The sequence below is a fragment of the Pedobacter sp. G11 genome, from assembly GCF_003860265.1.
GTDB lineage: Bacteria > Bacteroidota > Bacteroidia > Sphingobacteriales > Sphingobacteriaceae > Pedobacter > Pedobacter agri.
Map to the genome: position 1 here is coordinate 2,529,720 of NZ_CP034190.1, position 16,077 is coordinate 2,545,796.

Consider the following 16,077-nt stretch of genomic DNA (forward strand, 5'->3'; position numbering starts at 1 on the left):
TTAAGATATTTTTAAAGCATCATCAAATAAGTCACATTGCTTTTTAGTCGTCGCTTTAGCTCTGTATTGTTCAAATTCGTTCCAATCAGTTTCAATTTCAAAAGCTTTATCCTCTGCTATGTTTTTCAGAAAGAATTTAATCTCAATAATCGATTTTTTGAAATCCAATATATCAGCAACAAAACCAGCCTTGCAAGCTATTAATGATTGGGCTGCACTACTCTCTAGGTTAAATACGGCAATAATAGGTTTCTCCGTCATAATGTATGGGTACATTTTCGATGCCGTGTATGCAGGCTTTTCATGTCCAGGGATAAATAGTGCGTCGGCATTTTGAAGGTTATAGATACTTTCATAAAAAGATATGCGGTCTGTTTGCTCTGTTACATAATCTCCTACTCCGAGTTTTTCGGCAACACTTAGCAATGTTTTCTGTCCACTTCCCAGTGGAGCATAACTAGTGCCTATAAAATGAAATCTTAATATTTTGAACTTTTCAGGGAAACTCTTTAAACCTTCCTTAAACGCTTTCATCAAAATCATCACTGCTCTTTGCATGTCAAATCCGCCTCTACCTACATATACAATATGTCTGTAATCAGGGATTTTATTAAAAGAAAGCTTAAAATTTGAGTTGTGCTTAGAGGCAATCTCCAGGTCCTTTTTAAAGCCACCGAAAGTAATAGTTGCCCTAGGCACTTTCAATAGATGTGGATAACGTATGGTTAGATCTTCCATATAAGCATCAGATACCGCCATTAGACCGCTAACGCTTTTCATTGCTATAGGCTCTAGATATTTATCTAATCGATAAGAAAACCAATATTTTTTAGGTCTTTTATGTTTTGGCTTATCTTCATAATAGTTTGTAAACCATGGATCTTGAATGTCGATAACATAAGGTATTCCAAATTTTCTTTTCCAATAAGGGCCAAGCACGCAAACCGGAAACTGTGTGGTCGAAAAAAATATGAGGTCAAATTTTTCTTTATTTAAAAGCTTATTTACAAAAGCTTTGTAATGCCATAGAGATCTTAAGGCAATACTCCCGAGACCAAATTTATAGGTTATCTTTTTGGACAGAGCATTAATGCGGTGTATTTTGATATCATTGGGAACAGATTCGTTTAATAAATAATCGAATACTGCATCGGTATACTTTTCTGCAACACAAACTACTTCAACTTCCCAATCGAATTCGCGGTAAAATGGTAAACTCATTCTCACTCTTTGCATATCTGCCGCATTAGAAGGAGCAAAGTAGGGCGATATGATCAAGGCTCTTTTCATTATAAATATTTGCTATTTAATCTTTACATCATTCCAGTCGCAAACTTCATCTACGATATCGTAAAAGCCTTTCTGACTTTCTGGGAGATCATTTTTTTCTATTCTCTTAATGATGGAAGGTAAGTTTTCGTAAAAAAATGCATTTCTATATGGGGGGTGCAGAGACCATAATCCTTTACCTTTGCCCAAAAAATCAATACGCTTTAAGTGATGTTCGCTCATAAAATCCGAAACAAAATTTTCAGGTAGATCGGCATTTGCATTTCTACTTATTAGTGCTTTGAGCTGATATTTTAACCTAGGTTTTTTAAGCCTTAGCTTTTTTTGGTGGATCAAAGACTTCAGGATTAGGAAAATCCGTGTACTAAAACCACCTAATTGGAATTTGTAGGAGCTATCTTCAAATTTGTGTATAATATATTGTCCTATTAATTTTTCATCATCTGCGGGCGGGCCAGGAAGTGGACAGACACAAAAAACAGAATTGTTTTCGGCAAAAATATCTGCGGCTTCTGTTATCCATGTGCTGCTTCGCCCACCTAAAAATATATCGGCATCTAAATGCAGTACCAGATCATTTTTGCAGTGGTACAAACCAAAAAAATAACAATAGAATGGACCACCCCTAAAATCTTTATCGGGAATATGGTTAATCCCAAAAAAATATTTGGCAATTTTCTCCTTTGCTTTTTCAGAGTAATCTACGGATATAACCCTGATTTTATAATCTTGGGAAAGATCGTTCAATAGACCCTTCAATTTGCTTTCGTTCTCCTGCCAGCCAAATGAAAATCTACCTTTGCTGGGTTTCGATTCGATAATTAAAACCGTTTCGTCCACTTGATCTGTTAATGCAGATAGCTGGTGGGGTAGGATAAATTTGGCAGATGGATAATCGGATGGCGAAATATTGATTTGTAAACTAACTTTTTTCTTATTGTAAAGCATTATTAACTAGTTTTATGAGTTTTAATGACTCTATTTTCCAATTATACTTGCTAGCCATATTTAATGCCATTTCTCTTGCATCGGTTAATTTTTTTACAGAACCAAGGAATATATTAAGTTTTTTGTAATCAGAACTGTTAAAATTGATCAATATGCCCGGCTGGTTCACTTCAAAAATTTCTTTTTGTCCAATTGTATTTGTTGCAATCACCGGAAGTCCGTTTTGAATGTATTGAAAAAATTTGTTGGTAATAGTATAAGCTCTACTGGCGGGTTCACACAGCTCTATGGCGAGCCCGATATCAAATTGTTGCAACGCTACATCAAGTTGTTGATTTTGGATAATATTATGAAAAACAATCTGATGCTGTTTGGGCATTTGTTTAATCAGAAAGGCTTTAAAAGTATGTTCAATATTGCCAATTAAATTGAGCTCCAAGGGTGTTTCTACTCGATGTAAAATTTCAATGAATTCTTCGATGCCCCTGCCTTCGCCAATATATTGCGAAAACCATACTAGTTTTAAAATACTGTTTCGAGTCTGGTTAAGCGCTGGTAATGCGATATCGAAAACATTGTAAATTACCGCTGGTATTTTGGATTTATAAGATTCTGATAATTTCTTGGCCAATACATTAGAAGTTGTGCTACAGTATATACCCTTTCTTAAGGCAAATTTTTCAGCTTTTTTTAAGAGTCGGATTGCTTTAGTTTTACGGGCACTAGGGTTTAGGTCTTCCGAATGCCAATCTTCAAGATCGAAAGCTACTTTAAAGCCATTTTCACTAAGTTTTAGCCCGATATAAACCGGAAGTTCCTGGTGACAGATATATAGATCAGCATTTAATTTTTCGGCTTTTTTATAATACCTATCAGGCGCATAACCCAATGCATATTTAGTTTCGACGCCCAAAAATTTAACCAAAAAATCGGCTATTTTTTTGATTAAACGGTCAGAAAAGGATGAGGTATTTTTTATTGATAAATCTGAAGCATGTTGGAGTCCTATCTGATGATTTTTTATCAGACTTTTATCTTCTTCTAAAAGATTTGAATCATAAACCGCATTTAAAACATGCACATTGTAGCCAGCTTGGGCTAGAGTAAGGGCTTCTTTCAGCGCACGCGGATTTCTGCATAGGTGGGTATGCGAAATAATGCAAATTTTGTTTTTTGGTTTAAGCATGTATATGGGTTAATAAAAATTGCCACGAAGAATGATGTTTTTTCGCGGCACCTGCGCAATCGGTTATAAGCTTCGGATTTTTGATAAGCGTTAATGCATATCTTATTTTCTCGCTGAGGGTCGATTTTTTGAATAATATAAATGGAGCTTTTGATACCCATGCCGCATTAAACAATGCTGTTTTAAACAGTTTTTCATCAGTCCGGGCTTTCTCCCATAGTTTTTCTGCAAGCACTATTCTTTCATTTGGCTCAATGCCTTCGAAAACAGAAGCGATAAGCAACGCCTGGTAAACGGACCATGCATTGCTTTTATAAGTGCGACTGGATTGTAAGGTTTCAGAAAAATTAACCAAAGGTTTTTTAACTAATAAAATGGGATGCGGAATTGCCCTTTCCCTAAAATGTTCTGTAACATCAATGGGGATTTCTGTTGGGGTAAGCCAGTTGGCACCTGTAGTGCGCCAAAACATCGAGCTGTTACATATTTTTGCAGTTCCACATTTATCAACCAATCGGAATGGGAAAAATTCGTTTTCGTTTTCAATTGGCCATATGGTTTGCCCGGTATCCACCCAGTTGTTATTAATATCCTCTTTCCATATTTTTTCGTTGGCAACAGCCATTTTTACCCCTAGATTCGAATTTAAAGCCGATAGCATATCGTGTAAAAAATCCGCTTCGTACCAGTTGTCATCTTCCAAAATGCATGCAAATGTTTCATTTATGGTATGATCGAATACATAGTTAAAATTGCCGGTACCACCTCTTTTAACAGCAGGTTGGGAAAGCGAAATTCGTTTGTCGTTTATTTCATTAATGAGGTTGATCACGCTGTTATCTGCTGGATCATCATTCAGAACCTCGGCAATCCAATGGGGATAACTTTGTTGTACTAGTGACATTAATGCACGCTTTAATAAGACGGGCCGTCGATAAGTAATAACCAATACTTTTATGCTGGGTACGGTCAAATTGTTTAGTTTTCAAGTTTTAAAAACCTTTTCACAACTCTAACTAATTTCCATCCAAAAATATGGTTGAGGTATTTGGTAATACCGCCGGCATTTGGTTTTAGTTCCGATCCGCCTAAAATTTTGATCTTTAGCTCCATTTTTTTGATCAGATGTCTTTCTGAAGGATAAATTTCATAAATTCCACTTTGAAGCATGTTTGCGCAGCTTTGTTTTATTTTTGGATGATCTGGAAAAGCCGTTAAAACATCATCAACCGATTTTACTATAGAAACGTAAAGAGAGTAGTAAGCTTTACTTCCTTTTTTGCCGGATAAACCATTAATCCCCGACCGGTAATAAAACATGGCCGATGGATTAAAGACTATTTTTTCTGCCTGGAGAAAAACCCTCGTAAAAAACTCCAGATCATCATTCAGTGTTAATTCGCTATCCCACCTTCCCGATTCGTCAATTATGTTACGGGGTATCATGATCCTGCCTGGAGTAGTCATAGGATTGCAGTTATACCAGTAATCATTTATCCAGGCTTCAAAATAAATCCCACCTTCCGGAATCTCCTCTGCAACAAAAGTTTTTATATCATCTGCATAAAATCTTCCCCAGCCCGATAAAACAACGTTATTGTTGCAGCTATCCATCCACTGAAGCTGTTTTTCTACAAAGTTTGGAGCAATTATATCATCGGCATCAAAAAAGATGATGTATTTACCACTTGAGTTTTCAAAAGCGGTATTTCTGGCATTAGCTGCACCCAGATTTTTGCTTTGTATAAGCTTGATGCGGTGATCATCAATTTTTGAAATTTTATCAGCTGTATCATCGGTAGAGCCATCGTTTACGATGACGATTTCGAGGTTGGCATGGGTTTGCCTACAGATTGATGTTAAGGTTTGATGAATATAATCAGAGCAATTGAATGCCGGTATACAAAAAGAGACTAAAATGCTATCCAAAGCAATTGCTTTTTAATCACGCTAATTAACAAAATCCAAGGCGTTTTTATAATAAAGTATTTTAGACCGATCTACATAATGGTGCAACATTTCTTCTTTACGCTGCGATTGTTGAACAGTTGGATTTACGATATATTGTAACTCATCCAACACTTGGTTTTTACTGTCCGATAAAAGCATAGCACTAATGGCCTGTTCGAGGTAATAACTTGTTCCTTCTTTTTTTTCGAGCGCTGCAACCCATTTTTCAATTGCTACCCAATCTATCTGTTTACTGTTTAGGCCAATAACCCCGACATTTACACGATCGGGGATCGGCGAACCGCAAAGATTTTGCATCAGAGTAGCGGAATAACCGTACGATTGTTCGCAATCGTACATGTAAATAGGCCTTTGCGGGTTCTGGAGCCACGAAATCAATTCGACCGGATTGGCCCAGAATAGCATATCGGAATCGAGCACCAGTTTCCATCCACCGTTAATGGTATGGATATCGGTTAATTTTTTAATGTGCGAATATTCTTTTCTCTTCTGGTGTAGTACCGGGAAAAGGTTTAAGGGCAGTTGCTGCGCTAAATTTTTATTGATGGTTTCCTGCGTTATAATTTCTGACTGCGGAAGTTGTTTTTGAATAAGGTTTATCAGATTTTCGTCGAAACTTCCATCATCGATCAGGATAAACCTGAATTGCTGCTGCGAAACTTTTACCAATGAGTGGATGCAGAAAAGGGTTTGGTAAAGGTATTTCTTTCCGGTTAAAAAATAAATCTCCAGTCCGTCTCCGTACGATTTTACAGGTGGTAGTAAACTAGAACTTTCTATCATGCTTTTTTGATCTTCAATCATTGTATTATAGGTGGAATAGCCACCCATATGCATAATATATTGGTGTTTGGCAAGTGGGTACCGATAAAAATAATTGATAAACTGTTGGAGCAATCTCATTGTGTGTTTATAAAGGTTTGTGGAAAGTTAAGAGATCTGATGCTTTTTTACCCCTGAGAATGAAAGGCTCCTCAATTTTTTTATAAATAAGTTTTGCCAAAAAGGCAACCAATAGGAGTACTGTGAAATCAAAGGCGATGTTTAAAAAGAGATTCGCCTTGAAAAGCTGCATAGACCTCAAATAACCCAATAAATATACGCCTATAGGAACATGTATGAGGTAAATGGAGTAGGAAAAGTTACCTAAAATAGCAAAGTTTTTTTTGATGGGTGCATAGTAGTTGAGTAATAAAATAATACCGGTGGCGTATAATGCCATGTTGAAATAATCTTTACTCGGATTATAATATATTCCTATTAATGCGGTCAATAGCAGTAAAATTTCCCTATCGAAAAACCGGTACGCATTTTTTTGTGCTTGTTTAAGGTAAAAGCCTAAAAGAAAACCTGGCCAATAGGATATAAAACATAGTGCGCCTTTTTCGTGGTGTAAAAATATGGGCAACAAGGAAACTAACAATAGTAAATAGAATCGTATAGAAGTTGGAACAATGAGGTAAATGTAGATAATAGCGTAGAAAATAATTTCGATGGTCAGTGTCCAGTAAATCCAATTAATTGGTTCTACCGATGAAAATGGGCTTGTTAATAAGGTAAGGGTTGCTAAAATACCCGTTAAGTTTTTGGGGAGTATGGCTGATGAGTTGCTGCCGTGAACAAAAACATTAATACATATAACCCCCACTACCAATGCAAGGCTAAACCAGTAGGTAGGAAAAATCCGGAAGAAGCGTCTCACAAGAAATTGATTGGCGGTAGTGGCATCTTTTATAGAAATAGCTATGCAATAACCGCTAATGACAAAGAAGATGGGCACTCCTAAATATCCTAGCCTGATAAAGCTGCCGTAAGCATTATCCGGGAAAAAATTTGGATGGTTAAGATGATAGACTGCAACCCAACAGGCTGCAAAAAAACGTAGGATATCGATAATGTTATTCCTATTTTTTTCCATCGATTGATAATCCTTTAAATAGTCCGCAGGCGCCTCTCCATTGGATATAATTTTTATTGCCCATCCAGGCTTTGTGCATAAACCAAGCCTTTATACACCTAGGTACATAAGTGTAGGGAGGAATGTTACGCCATGGATAAATTTGATGGGAAGCAAGCAGGCTAACCCACGAAACATTTGAATCGTATATTAATTTGGCCAGGTATCTAACCCCGGTGCGAGCATCCGGAATAATGTGTGTTAAGGATAAATCAGGAAAATACCCGATTTCCCATCCTGCTTTAAGCACTTCCAAAACAATGTCATTATCACCGCCTGAGCTTAAGCTTAGTTTTGTCCTATCTTTAACAATATTATTTCCGGAACAGATCTTATGTAAATAGTTTTTTAACGCTGTTTTTCTCAATCCCATACCTGCACCAATCGGCGAGGCTTCGGGATAATTATTTTCCCATCTATTAATAATGTTTTTCCTCCCTAAATCTCTCAGGGCCAGGTTAGGGTAAAAACTTTCAACCCATTTGGCGGGCGTGGTTTCAAATAGGGGCGTTGATATACCCCCAATGGCCCCTAAGTATGGATTAGCATTGAAAATGGAAGCTACATTGCTTAAATAGTTTTCATCCAAAATATTGTCGTCATCAACCATCACAATTATTTCGGCTTCTGCAGTTTTAAATCCTCTAATCCGAGCATAGGTTAAACCCTGCTCTTCTTCCGTTAATAACCTGAAATTAGGTTGCCATGTAAGGTCTAAATGTTCATGGAAATTATTGTCAGAATTATTGTCAATGATAATCAACTCCCAGTTGAAATAGGCCAATGTTTGATTGCGGAGTCCATCAAGGGTAAGCTTTAACCTGCTTAAGTGTGGGTTATAGGTGGAAATAACAACTGAAATCAGGATCATTTTAAAAGTTGTTTATAATGATATTCCATCAGTTCGCCAATCTGGTCCTGATTATAAACTGTTAATATTTTATTCCGAGCATTTGTACCCATTTCGACCCTCAGTTTTTTATTATCCAGCAGTTTGATTACAGCTGCGGCTATCTCCCTGGGTTTTAAGGGATCGATGAGTATGCCTCCGTTGCAATCGTTCAGCATATCGTACATTCCACCATTTTTGCCCGCGACAATTGCCCTTCCGGCACTCATGGCCTCCAGGCATACATTTGGGAAATTTTCCCAGATGCTGGGAAAAACACATATATCTGTTTCTTTATAAACGTTAGGGATTTCGTTGGCCGCTACTTTCATAAAAGAAAGGTTATCCAAATGATTGCGAAGCTCTACTTTTAAGTATTCCTTCATGTTCAGCCCCGGTTTGTGCGATTCTTGAACACTACCAACAAACCTGAAACGGGTATGGGGTTTATGCTTTAATATAATTTTAATAGCCCTGGCCAATTCTACCAGTCCTTTTCTGATTTCGAGCCTCCCAACATAGGTAACAATCCCGGTTTCATTCTGTATATCAATGTCTGTTAATGCCGGAGAGGGTATGTAAGGGTAAGGAACGGTTATAATACGGTTTCTTGGCAACATCCAGTGCCGGGATACAATATTGCCCAAATCAACCGAAGGACTGTGTACCTGTTGGGCAAGTTGGGTAATCTGGTAATCAGGATCGGTTGATTTTTTTTTCTCTTTCCAAAAAGGTTTATAAAATTTACCCCTTACCCAACCACTTAATAAATACCTTATTTTATTTAATGGTGTTAAATAACTAAAGTTGATTCTGTCGATCAAAAACCATGGCGTATGCAGTTTAACAACTAATGGGAGAGACGGAAGTTGTTTTTTTATTGCCAAACCATCTGCCGAAAATTCAGGAGATTCGATCAAATCGAATGCTTTTGTATTAAAACGCTCTTCAAAAATGCTTAAAATTTCCTGGTTAAAGTTTTTGCGGTCTTGGGTCAGTATTCTATGTATTTTGAAACCATCTAAATCCTCTGTAATGTTCCTGCTTGGGGAGGAGGTAAAAACTTCAACATCATGCCCTTTTTTGGTCATAATCCTAGCCGCCTGATCAACATAGGTAGCAATGCCACCAAAAGTGGTATCAGGTGGAAACTCAAAAGAAATGTATGCGATCCTCATATTGGCTTTAGATTAGTTTGAAGATCGCTAATAATTTTAGTCTTATGCGGTTGATAAAATTGACCTTATGCCAATGCGGAACAGGTCCGTGGGCATCTGCCGCCCATATTTTCTTTTCATCATCATCCCATTTATGCTTCATTTCCGGATTAAATGTTTTGGCCATATCGTGGCCGTTTGCTACTGATAAGGGTTCTTTTATCAGCAATTTCCTGTTCCCACGTGCTATCCTTAACCAAAGTTCAAAATCGAGTGAACAATATAGATCTTCCCATATTGGTTGGTTTATAGCTGCGGTCCAAAAAGTAGAAGGCTGTATAATTGAGGGTATTTTCAGGAAAAAATCTAATACAGGTGGAACCTTGACCAAAAGAAAGGTATTGGTAGCGGTATTATAACTGTAGCCATAACCATAAATAAATTTTGCTTTTGTAGTTAAAAACTTGTAGGCAACTTTATGAAGAACATTTTCGAGGAAATAATCATCGCTATTTATCCAGGTATAATATTGGCCGGATGCTATACTAAAGCCCTTGTTAATGGCATGACCCTGGCCGCGATCGTTTCTGCTTTCCTGGTAACTTAGCCATGGAGCATATTTTTCAATGATGGCCTGGGTTTCATCCTTACTTCCGCCATCGATAATGATATACTCTAAATTGGGATAATTTTGTAACAAAACAGATCTGATTGTCTGTTCTATAAACACCCCCTGATTAAATGAAGGGGTAACCACTGTAATTTTAGGCCAATTGATGTTACTGTCGAAAACTTTAACATCTGTTTCCGTTGTCCATGGCCAGCCCTTTTTTTCGGCTGCTGCTTTTGGCAATACGCTCAATAAACCGCCATGGTTTTTTTTTACGGGCGATAAAGGCAATGATAGCCCAGCTGCTTCATATTCAGATCTGTATACGCTTAAGTTTGGAATATTCATTGGTTTAACCTAAAAGGGACATAAAATTTTCGCCGAATTTTTTAATATCCGCGCGATAATCTGCATGGTCATATAATGGAATTTCGCTGGTGCTATTATGTACATTTTCCAGTATATCAGCTAATCCCTTTTTGTTATGCGGATCGAAAAAGATAGCGGTACTATCGATCAATTGCTCTACATGTACTTTGATGTTGGATACAATGAGCGCCTTGTTTAGCGATTTGCTATCCTCAACAACTGTACTCCAACCTTCGAACAGTGAGGGCTGGATAACCGAAACGGACTGGTCCATTAATCTTAACTGTTCGGCCCTGTCGATAAAACCCAAGAATTTGATATTTTGGTGCAGGTTATTTTCATCTACATAGCTTAAAAGGTCACTGTAATAAGTGGGGTTTCTATAATCTTCCTGTTTCCCGGTAAATGCAACAGTAATTTCTATCTTCCTATCTTTTAATTCTTTTACTGCCTGCAGTACAGTGAAATGGTTTTTATGTTTCCAGAATTGGTTGGGGCAGATGAAATATTTTGATGGCAGGTTAAACTTGCTCAAAAGTTCCTGTATGGCTAAATTTTCAAAATTTGGGTGGGTAACGGCAAATGGAATTACCCTGGTTTTAACTTTATGGTTGGGGTATAAGCTTTCGAAATGAGATAGGGCATCGTTACTGCTCAACACCAATGTTTCTTGCGATGACTGTATAACCAACTGTACCGATCTTCTTTCGGCAATATACCCTTCACTAAAGAATTCGGGCACGAAATGTTCCTGAAAATCGGCTATCCAATAAATCTTTGTTTTGGCAAGGGAATGTTGTACATTATTAGAATAGGGGAAAACCGCATCCAGATTTTTTATCTGTTGCGAAAATAACCTCACAGCAAATAACTTATTACTTACCCTGTTGATGAAACGGTAGAAATTACTTTTTTCGCCCGAACTTATCTGATAACTTATATAAGGGTAGCTGATCTTCTTTTTGGAAATTACTGCATCGTGTGCATTGTTTGTAATCAAAACAATATGCGGTTTTTTATCATCCGGAAGCAGTTCGAGTGCCGCTATTAAATTTTCGATATAATAGGTGCCACCAATCCAGTTTTCATTGTAGCTGTAGCTTAGTCCTATTCTTTTTCTGATAACCATTTTGCGTAATTGCTGGCTCCTTCATCGAAGCTTATTGTTTGTGTGTAGCCTAATGAAACAAGTTTAGTGATATCGGCCTGCCAATATAATGGATCGCCGGCACGTACAAGTCCGTTGAATTTAATGGCGCCTTCATAACCTAGTTTTGCCAGGAAAACCTGGGAAGCTTCGGCAATTGAAAGGGAACTTAATGCCGCTACATTAAAAACCTGAAAACCTTTATTTGGATGGTTTAAAATAGCCTGTATGGCATTAACAATATCCATAACGTGTATAAATGAGCGGGTTTCGTTACCAGTACCGAAAAGCTGAATTCCGCTAACTTCTTTCGATTTTAAGTAAAGGTCCCAGAAAAGCTGTTTTTTTAACCCGTTTCCGTAGGCAGAGAATATCCTGATCACTGAAGTAGTGATATCGAAAAGCTTATTGTACATCATACAGATTTCTTCTGTCTGTTTTTTATGAAATCCATAAGGTGATATAGGTGCTAACTGATGTTCTTCTTTGATGGGTAAAACCTGCGGATTGCCATAAACAGCTGCGCTTGAAAGTTGTATAAACCTACAGGTGGGGTTTAGCTCTTTTATCGCATTAAGGAGGAGTACCACATGGTGCACATTGAGTAAATAATCTCTTGAAGGATTGAAAAAAGAATCGGGCACGGAAGAGGCACCGGAGCAATTGATACAATAATCAAATTTATTTGTGGCGAACAACACTTTAAAATCTGCGTTGGAGGCATCTATGATGGTATAATCGGGATCGTTATAATCCGCCACCACATCGGCTCCAAATACTTCAAATTGTTTGTTGTTTTTAAACAGGCTATAGCAATGCGAACCTATAAAACCTTTGGATCCCAGTATCAGTAACCTCATGCTTTTAGATTTTTAATTACCATTGCAGGGTTGCCAACAACAAGTGTATAATCGGGTACATCTTTAACTACAACGGCATTTGCGGCAACGATGGCACCCTCGCCAATGGTAATTCCTTTAAGTATGGTTGCATTGAAACTGATCCACGCGTAATCTTTGATGATTATTGGAGCAGTTAAAAGGCTGCCCTTATCTTGCCAGTGTCCGTTTTTGAGCAGATCCATATAACGTTCGGATCTTTCAATCGCGTCTGTTTCGTGCGAATTTGTATCTATAATGTTCACATTGTGGGAGATTAAAACATTATTGCCAATGGTAATCCTTTCACCCGACCAAATTCTTGAATGATCTCCTATATAACAGTTTTCGCCTATGCTGATTTTACCGCCGTAGGCAAAAACATTCAACATTCCCCTTACGTGGGTGTTGTTGCCAATGGTGATATTTGCTTTGTCACCGTCTGGATTGTTTACTATCGCTTCGGCATAAAAAGTTGCACCATGATGGGTTAAGCTATGCTGGATGTTTTCCGTGTTTTTCTTCTGCTGAATTTCACTGATCATGTGGTGGAGGTTTATTTTTTCAATAAACCACATTAAAAACCGTTTAAGGATTTTTTTCATTTTTTTTTCGTCAGGGTAATTGATGCCCGGTACACTTTCTTTAAAACGCTTTTAAATATATTGCGTTTTTCTCCCGATGATGTTTCGCTGTACAACAGATCAAGATATTGATAATCAATTTTTAATTTATCAGGATGTATCAATGGGAAATTTATGGCCTCCTTTTTTTCTGTCAGGGCAAAAAGTTCTTTGCCATGGCTATGGGTTCCGTTAGCATCAAATCCAATATTCTGCACCAAATTAACAGCTGGGTTAATGGCCAGCTTTTCGTTGTATAATATGGCATAGAACCACTGGATGTCCCAGGTGTTCAAACTTTGATTAAAAGCAGCATCGAACATGTGATAATAATGCTTATACCAATTACTTTTTAACTGGGCTTTTACCCTATTTTTTATTTTTGGGTCGTTCCAGCCCGCCATTGATAAATCATAAAGGTTCCAGGCCCTTTTCCAAGTTGCCCAGCCCCAAATACCACCCAGACCAAACACGTAAGAGCTATTATAACCCTCTCTTTTAGTGAGTAAATTGGAACCGGATATGGCCATTACTTTATCGTTAAACCTGTATTTATCCAATAGACTACCGCAGAAATTAAAAAAAGAAGGGTCTGGCAAACAGTCATCTTCTAGAATAATGCCTTCATCAATATGGTTAAAAAACCAGGTTATGGCTTCACTAACAGCTGTTTTACAGCCTAGGTTTTTATCCCTGAATAAGGTATTAACTTCACAATCCCAATCTATATCCTTAACTATTTCGCGTACCAGGCTAACATTTATTTCATCGTTTTCATTTCCATTACGTGCGCCATCGGACGCAATAAATAGGTGTTTTGGTTTTTGAACCCTAATGGTTTCAAAAACCTTTCTTGTGTGGGTAGGTCTATTAAATACCAAAAATAATATCGGCGGAATTTCCAAAACGTTATTTTTATATACCTTTGTTCAATACATGCTGAACATGTTTTCTATGCCTTTTTACTTTCAGGAAATTTTGTAAAATAGAATAAAGTAAACCGCGATTTTCCGCTAGTCTCTGCTTTTGATCGAAATCAATATGCCCTTTTCCAGTTAGGTACCTCAAAACAATTCGTAATTCTGTTTTTATTATTTTTAAACCCGTTAACCTCAAAAGGCCAATAGAAAAGCGAAACAAACCAGATTTTTTTTCGCTAAAGTGGTCTGTATAAGAAAACAACAAAAACTGCGAATAACTTAACCAAAAGGATATGCGGAGGATAAAATCTTTACTCTGTTTTGCCCTGTCAACAAAGTGTTTAAACGTTAGGTTTTCGTTTTCGGTTATTTTATAGCCCAATAAATAAATCATATAACAGATTTCCACATCCTCACCGGATATCAGGCTTTTTCCCTTACGGCCAGTGGTAACATTTAGCCACCCTTTATCAAAAAAATCATCAATAGCATTTTTACGGTATACAGAACCGGCACCATAAACCCAATGATCGTTTTCGGCCCAAAATTGCCTTCCGTGTACAGTAATCCTCTTTAATAAGTCTTCAGAAATCAATGTAGGCTCTTCTGCTTCAATAATACCAACCCCTCCAAGTGCACCTATATTTCTATCTGCGGTCATTATACGGAAAGCCGTACTGATATAGGTTTCATCGAGCCAGTTGTCGTCGTCGCAGATTAATATAAATTCAAAACTGGCTCTTTGCACACCCAATTTAAAAGCGTACGATTTTCCTTTAATGGGTTGATTTCGTATGTCAAAGTCTATATTTTTATTGCCGACCTCATTCCAGGTATTTAGCGCAACCGCTTTGGTATCATCTGTTGATGCATTATCTATAATCAGAATTTCCACAGGTATACTTTCAATATCTTTTTGTTTGGCCAGATATTCTAGCGTGGTCGCAATCCGTGCAGCACTGTTATAACAACAGATTAAAACTGAAACTCCTGGTTTGTATCGCGCAATCATTAATTTATAGCGTATAATGCCTGTATTTTCTCCTTAAAAATAGGATAGGTATAGAGTTCGTTAAACCTTTTTTTTGAATTATCTCCCATCTCGGTGGCTTTTCCATTATCCTGCAGTAGCTCCTCTATAGCTATAATATGACTATCAACATCTAAAGGCTCTACCAAAAAACCGTTGTACTGATTGGTTACCGATTCGGATAAACCGCCCCTATTTGATACAATGCAGGGCAAACCCCAGCTCATAGCTTCTACTACGGCTATTCCGTGCGATTCCATTTTGCTGGGCTGATAATAAATGAAAGCTTCTTTTAACCAATTTTCCGGATAAGCCTGAAACCCGATAAATTTAATGTCCTCCTGATTCTTGCTGCGGTTAGTATAGGTATTTTGACCGTCACCATTTCCAATCCAGATAAAAGAAATATTTTGGTGTTTTGCCGTAATGGTCTGGGCTACTTTTAACCAGGTATCAGGATTTTTGTTGTTATCAAGCCTACCAACGCTAACAACTGTTCTGTTTCTTTCCTTGTTGTAATAAGGTGTTTTAATGACCGGCAATTTATCGATACAGTTATATATTACAATAATAGATTGCTCGCGCTGTTTTTTGATGTCCCAAGCCTTAATTATTGTGTTTTTCATAAAATGGGAAACAACAATTATTTTTTTTTGGTTGCCGAGGCGGAAATTGCAGGTAGAAGAGGTAAAAGCTGTATATTTTCTTTCGGGCACGGTGTGTAACGTATAATTAACCCTTAGAAATGGTAGCCAAAAAAAATAAAGGAATTTTTCCGGCTCTACGGAGGAAACCGTGATGGTGGAAGTACGCCATCTGGCGCATAAAAATATTACCCTGATCAGCGACCAAAGTATTTTAAGAAATTCTTTAACATTGGAAATTAATCTGTATTCGAGGTGCGCATAACCATGTAAGTTTTTAAAAACTTTTGTTTGTAACCGTCCGGAAGGATCTATATCATCAATGAATGAAATTTCATTGCTATCCTCCACAATCAAAAGCACATTCTCGGCACCGAGTACCTTTACTAACGACCTGAGGCTGGAGTTACTTCCGCCGGTATCGAACAATTTTGTGAAAATGAGATGTTTTTTCAAGA

16 protein-coding genes are annotated in these 16,077 nt (G+C 37.4%); all 16 read right to left on the minus strand.

From position 1 onward, the window contains the following. From EA772_RS10970 to EA772_RS11045, 16 genes are read right to left on the minus strand one after another with little or no spacing between them, the layout of a single operon-like run. On the minus strand, positions 1-1,290 hold the full coding sequence (locus EA772_RS10970; RefSeq protein ID WP_124913174.1) for a hypothetical protein: 1,290 nt from the start codon (positions 1,288-1,290) through the stop codon (positions 1-3). 12 nt (positions 1,291-1,302) lie between these two features. Next, positions 1,303-2,238, minus strand: coding sequence for a glycosyltransferase family 2 protein (locus EA772_RS10975; protein ID WP_124913176.1), 936 nt, complete (start codon positions 2,236-2,238; stop codon positions 1,303-1,305). Then, complete coding sequence (locus EA772_RS10980; RefSeq protein WP_124913178.1) at positions 2,225-3,424, minus strand: glycosyltransferase; 1,200 nt, start codon at positions 3,422-3,424, stop codon at positions 2,225-2,227. Before EA772_RS10980 ends, EA772_RS10975 begins: the two co-directional genes overlap by 14 nt. Further along, positions 3,417-4,397 (minus strand): glycosyltransferase family 2 protein, encoded by a 981-nt coding sequence (locus EA772_RS10985; RefSeq protein WP_124913180.1) that lies wholly within the window; start codon positions 4,395-4,397, stop codon positions 3,417-3,419. Before EA772_RS10985 ends, EA772_RS10980 begins: the two co-directional genes overlap by 8 nt. Before the next feature lie 5 nt (positions 4,398-4,402). Continuing rightward, a complete protein-coding gene (locus EA772_RS10990; protein ID WP_168187523.1) occupies positions 4,403-5,353 on the minus strand; it encodes a glycosyltransferase family 2 protein in 951 nt (316 codons plus the stop codon). 21 nt (positions 5,354-5,374) lie between these two features. Further along, positions 5,375-6,298, minus strand: a complete 924-nt coding sequence (locus EA772_RS10995) for a glycosyl transferase (RefSeq protein WP_124913184.1) — start codon at positions 6,296-6,298, stop codon at positions 5,375-5,377. 7 nt (positions 6,299-6,305) lie between these two features. Then, complete coding sequence (locus EA772_RS11000) at positions 6,306-7,313, minus strand: acyltransferase (protein ID WP_124913186.1); 1,008 nt, start codon at positions 7,311-7,313, stop codon at positions 6,306-6,308. Further along, positions 7,300-8,223 (minus strand): glycosyltransferase, encoded by a 924-nt coding sequence (locus EA772_RS11005; protein ID WP_124913188.1) that lies wholly within the window; start codon positions 8,221-8,223, stop codon positions 7,300-7,302. The genes EA772_RS11000 and EA772_RS11005 overlap by 14 nt, the downstream gene beginning before the upstream one ends. Further along, positions 8,220-9,419, minus strand: a complete 1,200-nt coding sequence (locus tag EA772_RS11010; protein ID WP_124913190.1) for a glycosyltransferase family 4 protein — start codon at positions 9,417-9,419, stop codon at positions 8,220-8,222. The genes EA772_RS11005 and EA772_RS11010 overlap by 4 nt, the downstream gene beginning before the upstream one ends. A gap of 7 nt (positions 9,420-9,426) precedes the next feature. Next, a complete protein-coding gene (locus tag EA772_RS11015) occupies positions 9,427-10,356 on the minus strand; it encodes a glycosyltransferase family 2 protein (RefSeq protein WP_124913192.1) in 930 nt (309 codons plus the stop codon). Between the two features lie 4 nt (positions 10,357-10,360). Further along, positions 10,361-11,506: a glycosyltransferase gene (locus EA772_RS11020; protein WP_124913194.1), complete on the minus strand. Its 1,146-nt coding sequence runs from the start codon at positions 11,504-11,506 to the stop codon at positions 10,361-10,363. Continuing rightward, positions 11,485-12,384, minus strand: coding sequence for an NAD(P)-dependent oxidoreductase (locus EA772_RS11025; protein WP_124913196.1), 900 nt, complete (start codon positions 12,382-12,384; stop codon positions 11,485-11,487). Before EA772_RS11025 ends, EA772_RS11020 begins: the two co-directional genes overlap by 22 nt. Beyond that, positions 12,381-13,007, minus strand: a complete 627-nt coding sequence (locus EA772_RS11030; protein ID WP_124913198.1) for a DapH/DapD/GlmU-related protein — start codon at positions 13,005-13,007, stop codon at positions 12,381-12,383. The genes EA772_RS11025 and EA772_RS11030 overlap by 4 nt, the downstream gene beginning before the upstream one ends. Continuing rightward, positions 13,004-13,930 (minus strand): nucleotide-diphospho-sugar transferase, encoded by a 927-nt coding sequence (locus tag EA772_RS11035; RefSeq protein WP_124913200.1) that lies wholly within the window; start codon positions 13,928-13,930, stop codon positions 13,004-13,006. Before EA772_RS11035 ends, EA772_RS11030 begins: the two co-directional genes overlap by 4 nt. 10 nt (positions 13,931-13,940) lie before the next feature. Then, on the minus strand, positions 13,941-14,957 hold the full coding sequence (locus EA772_RS11040) for a glycosyltransferase (protein ID WP_124913202.1): 1,017 nt from the start codon (positions 14,955-14,957) through the stop codon (positions 13,941-13,943). Next, a complete protein-coding gene (locus EA772_RS11045; RefSeq protein ID WP_124913204.1) occupies positions 14,957-16,075 on the minus strand; it encodes a glycosyltransferase family 4 protein in 1,119 nt (372 codons plus the stop codon). Before EA772_RS11045 ends, EA772_RS11040 begins: the two co-directional genes overlap by 1 nt. Positions 16,076-16,077 lie beyond the last annotated feature (2 nt).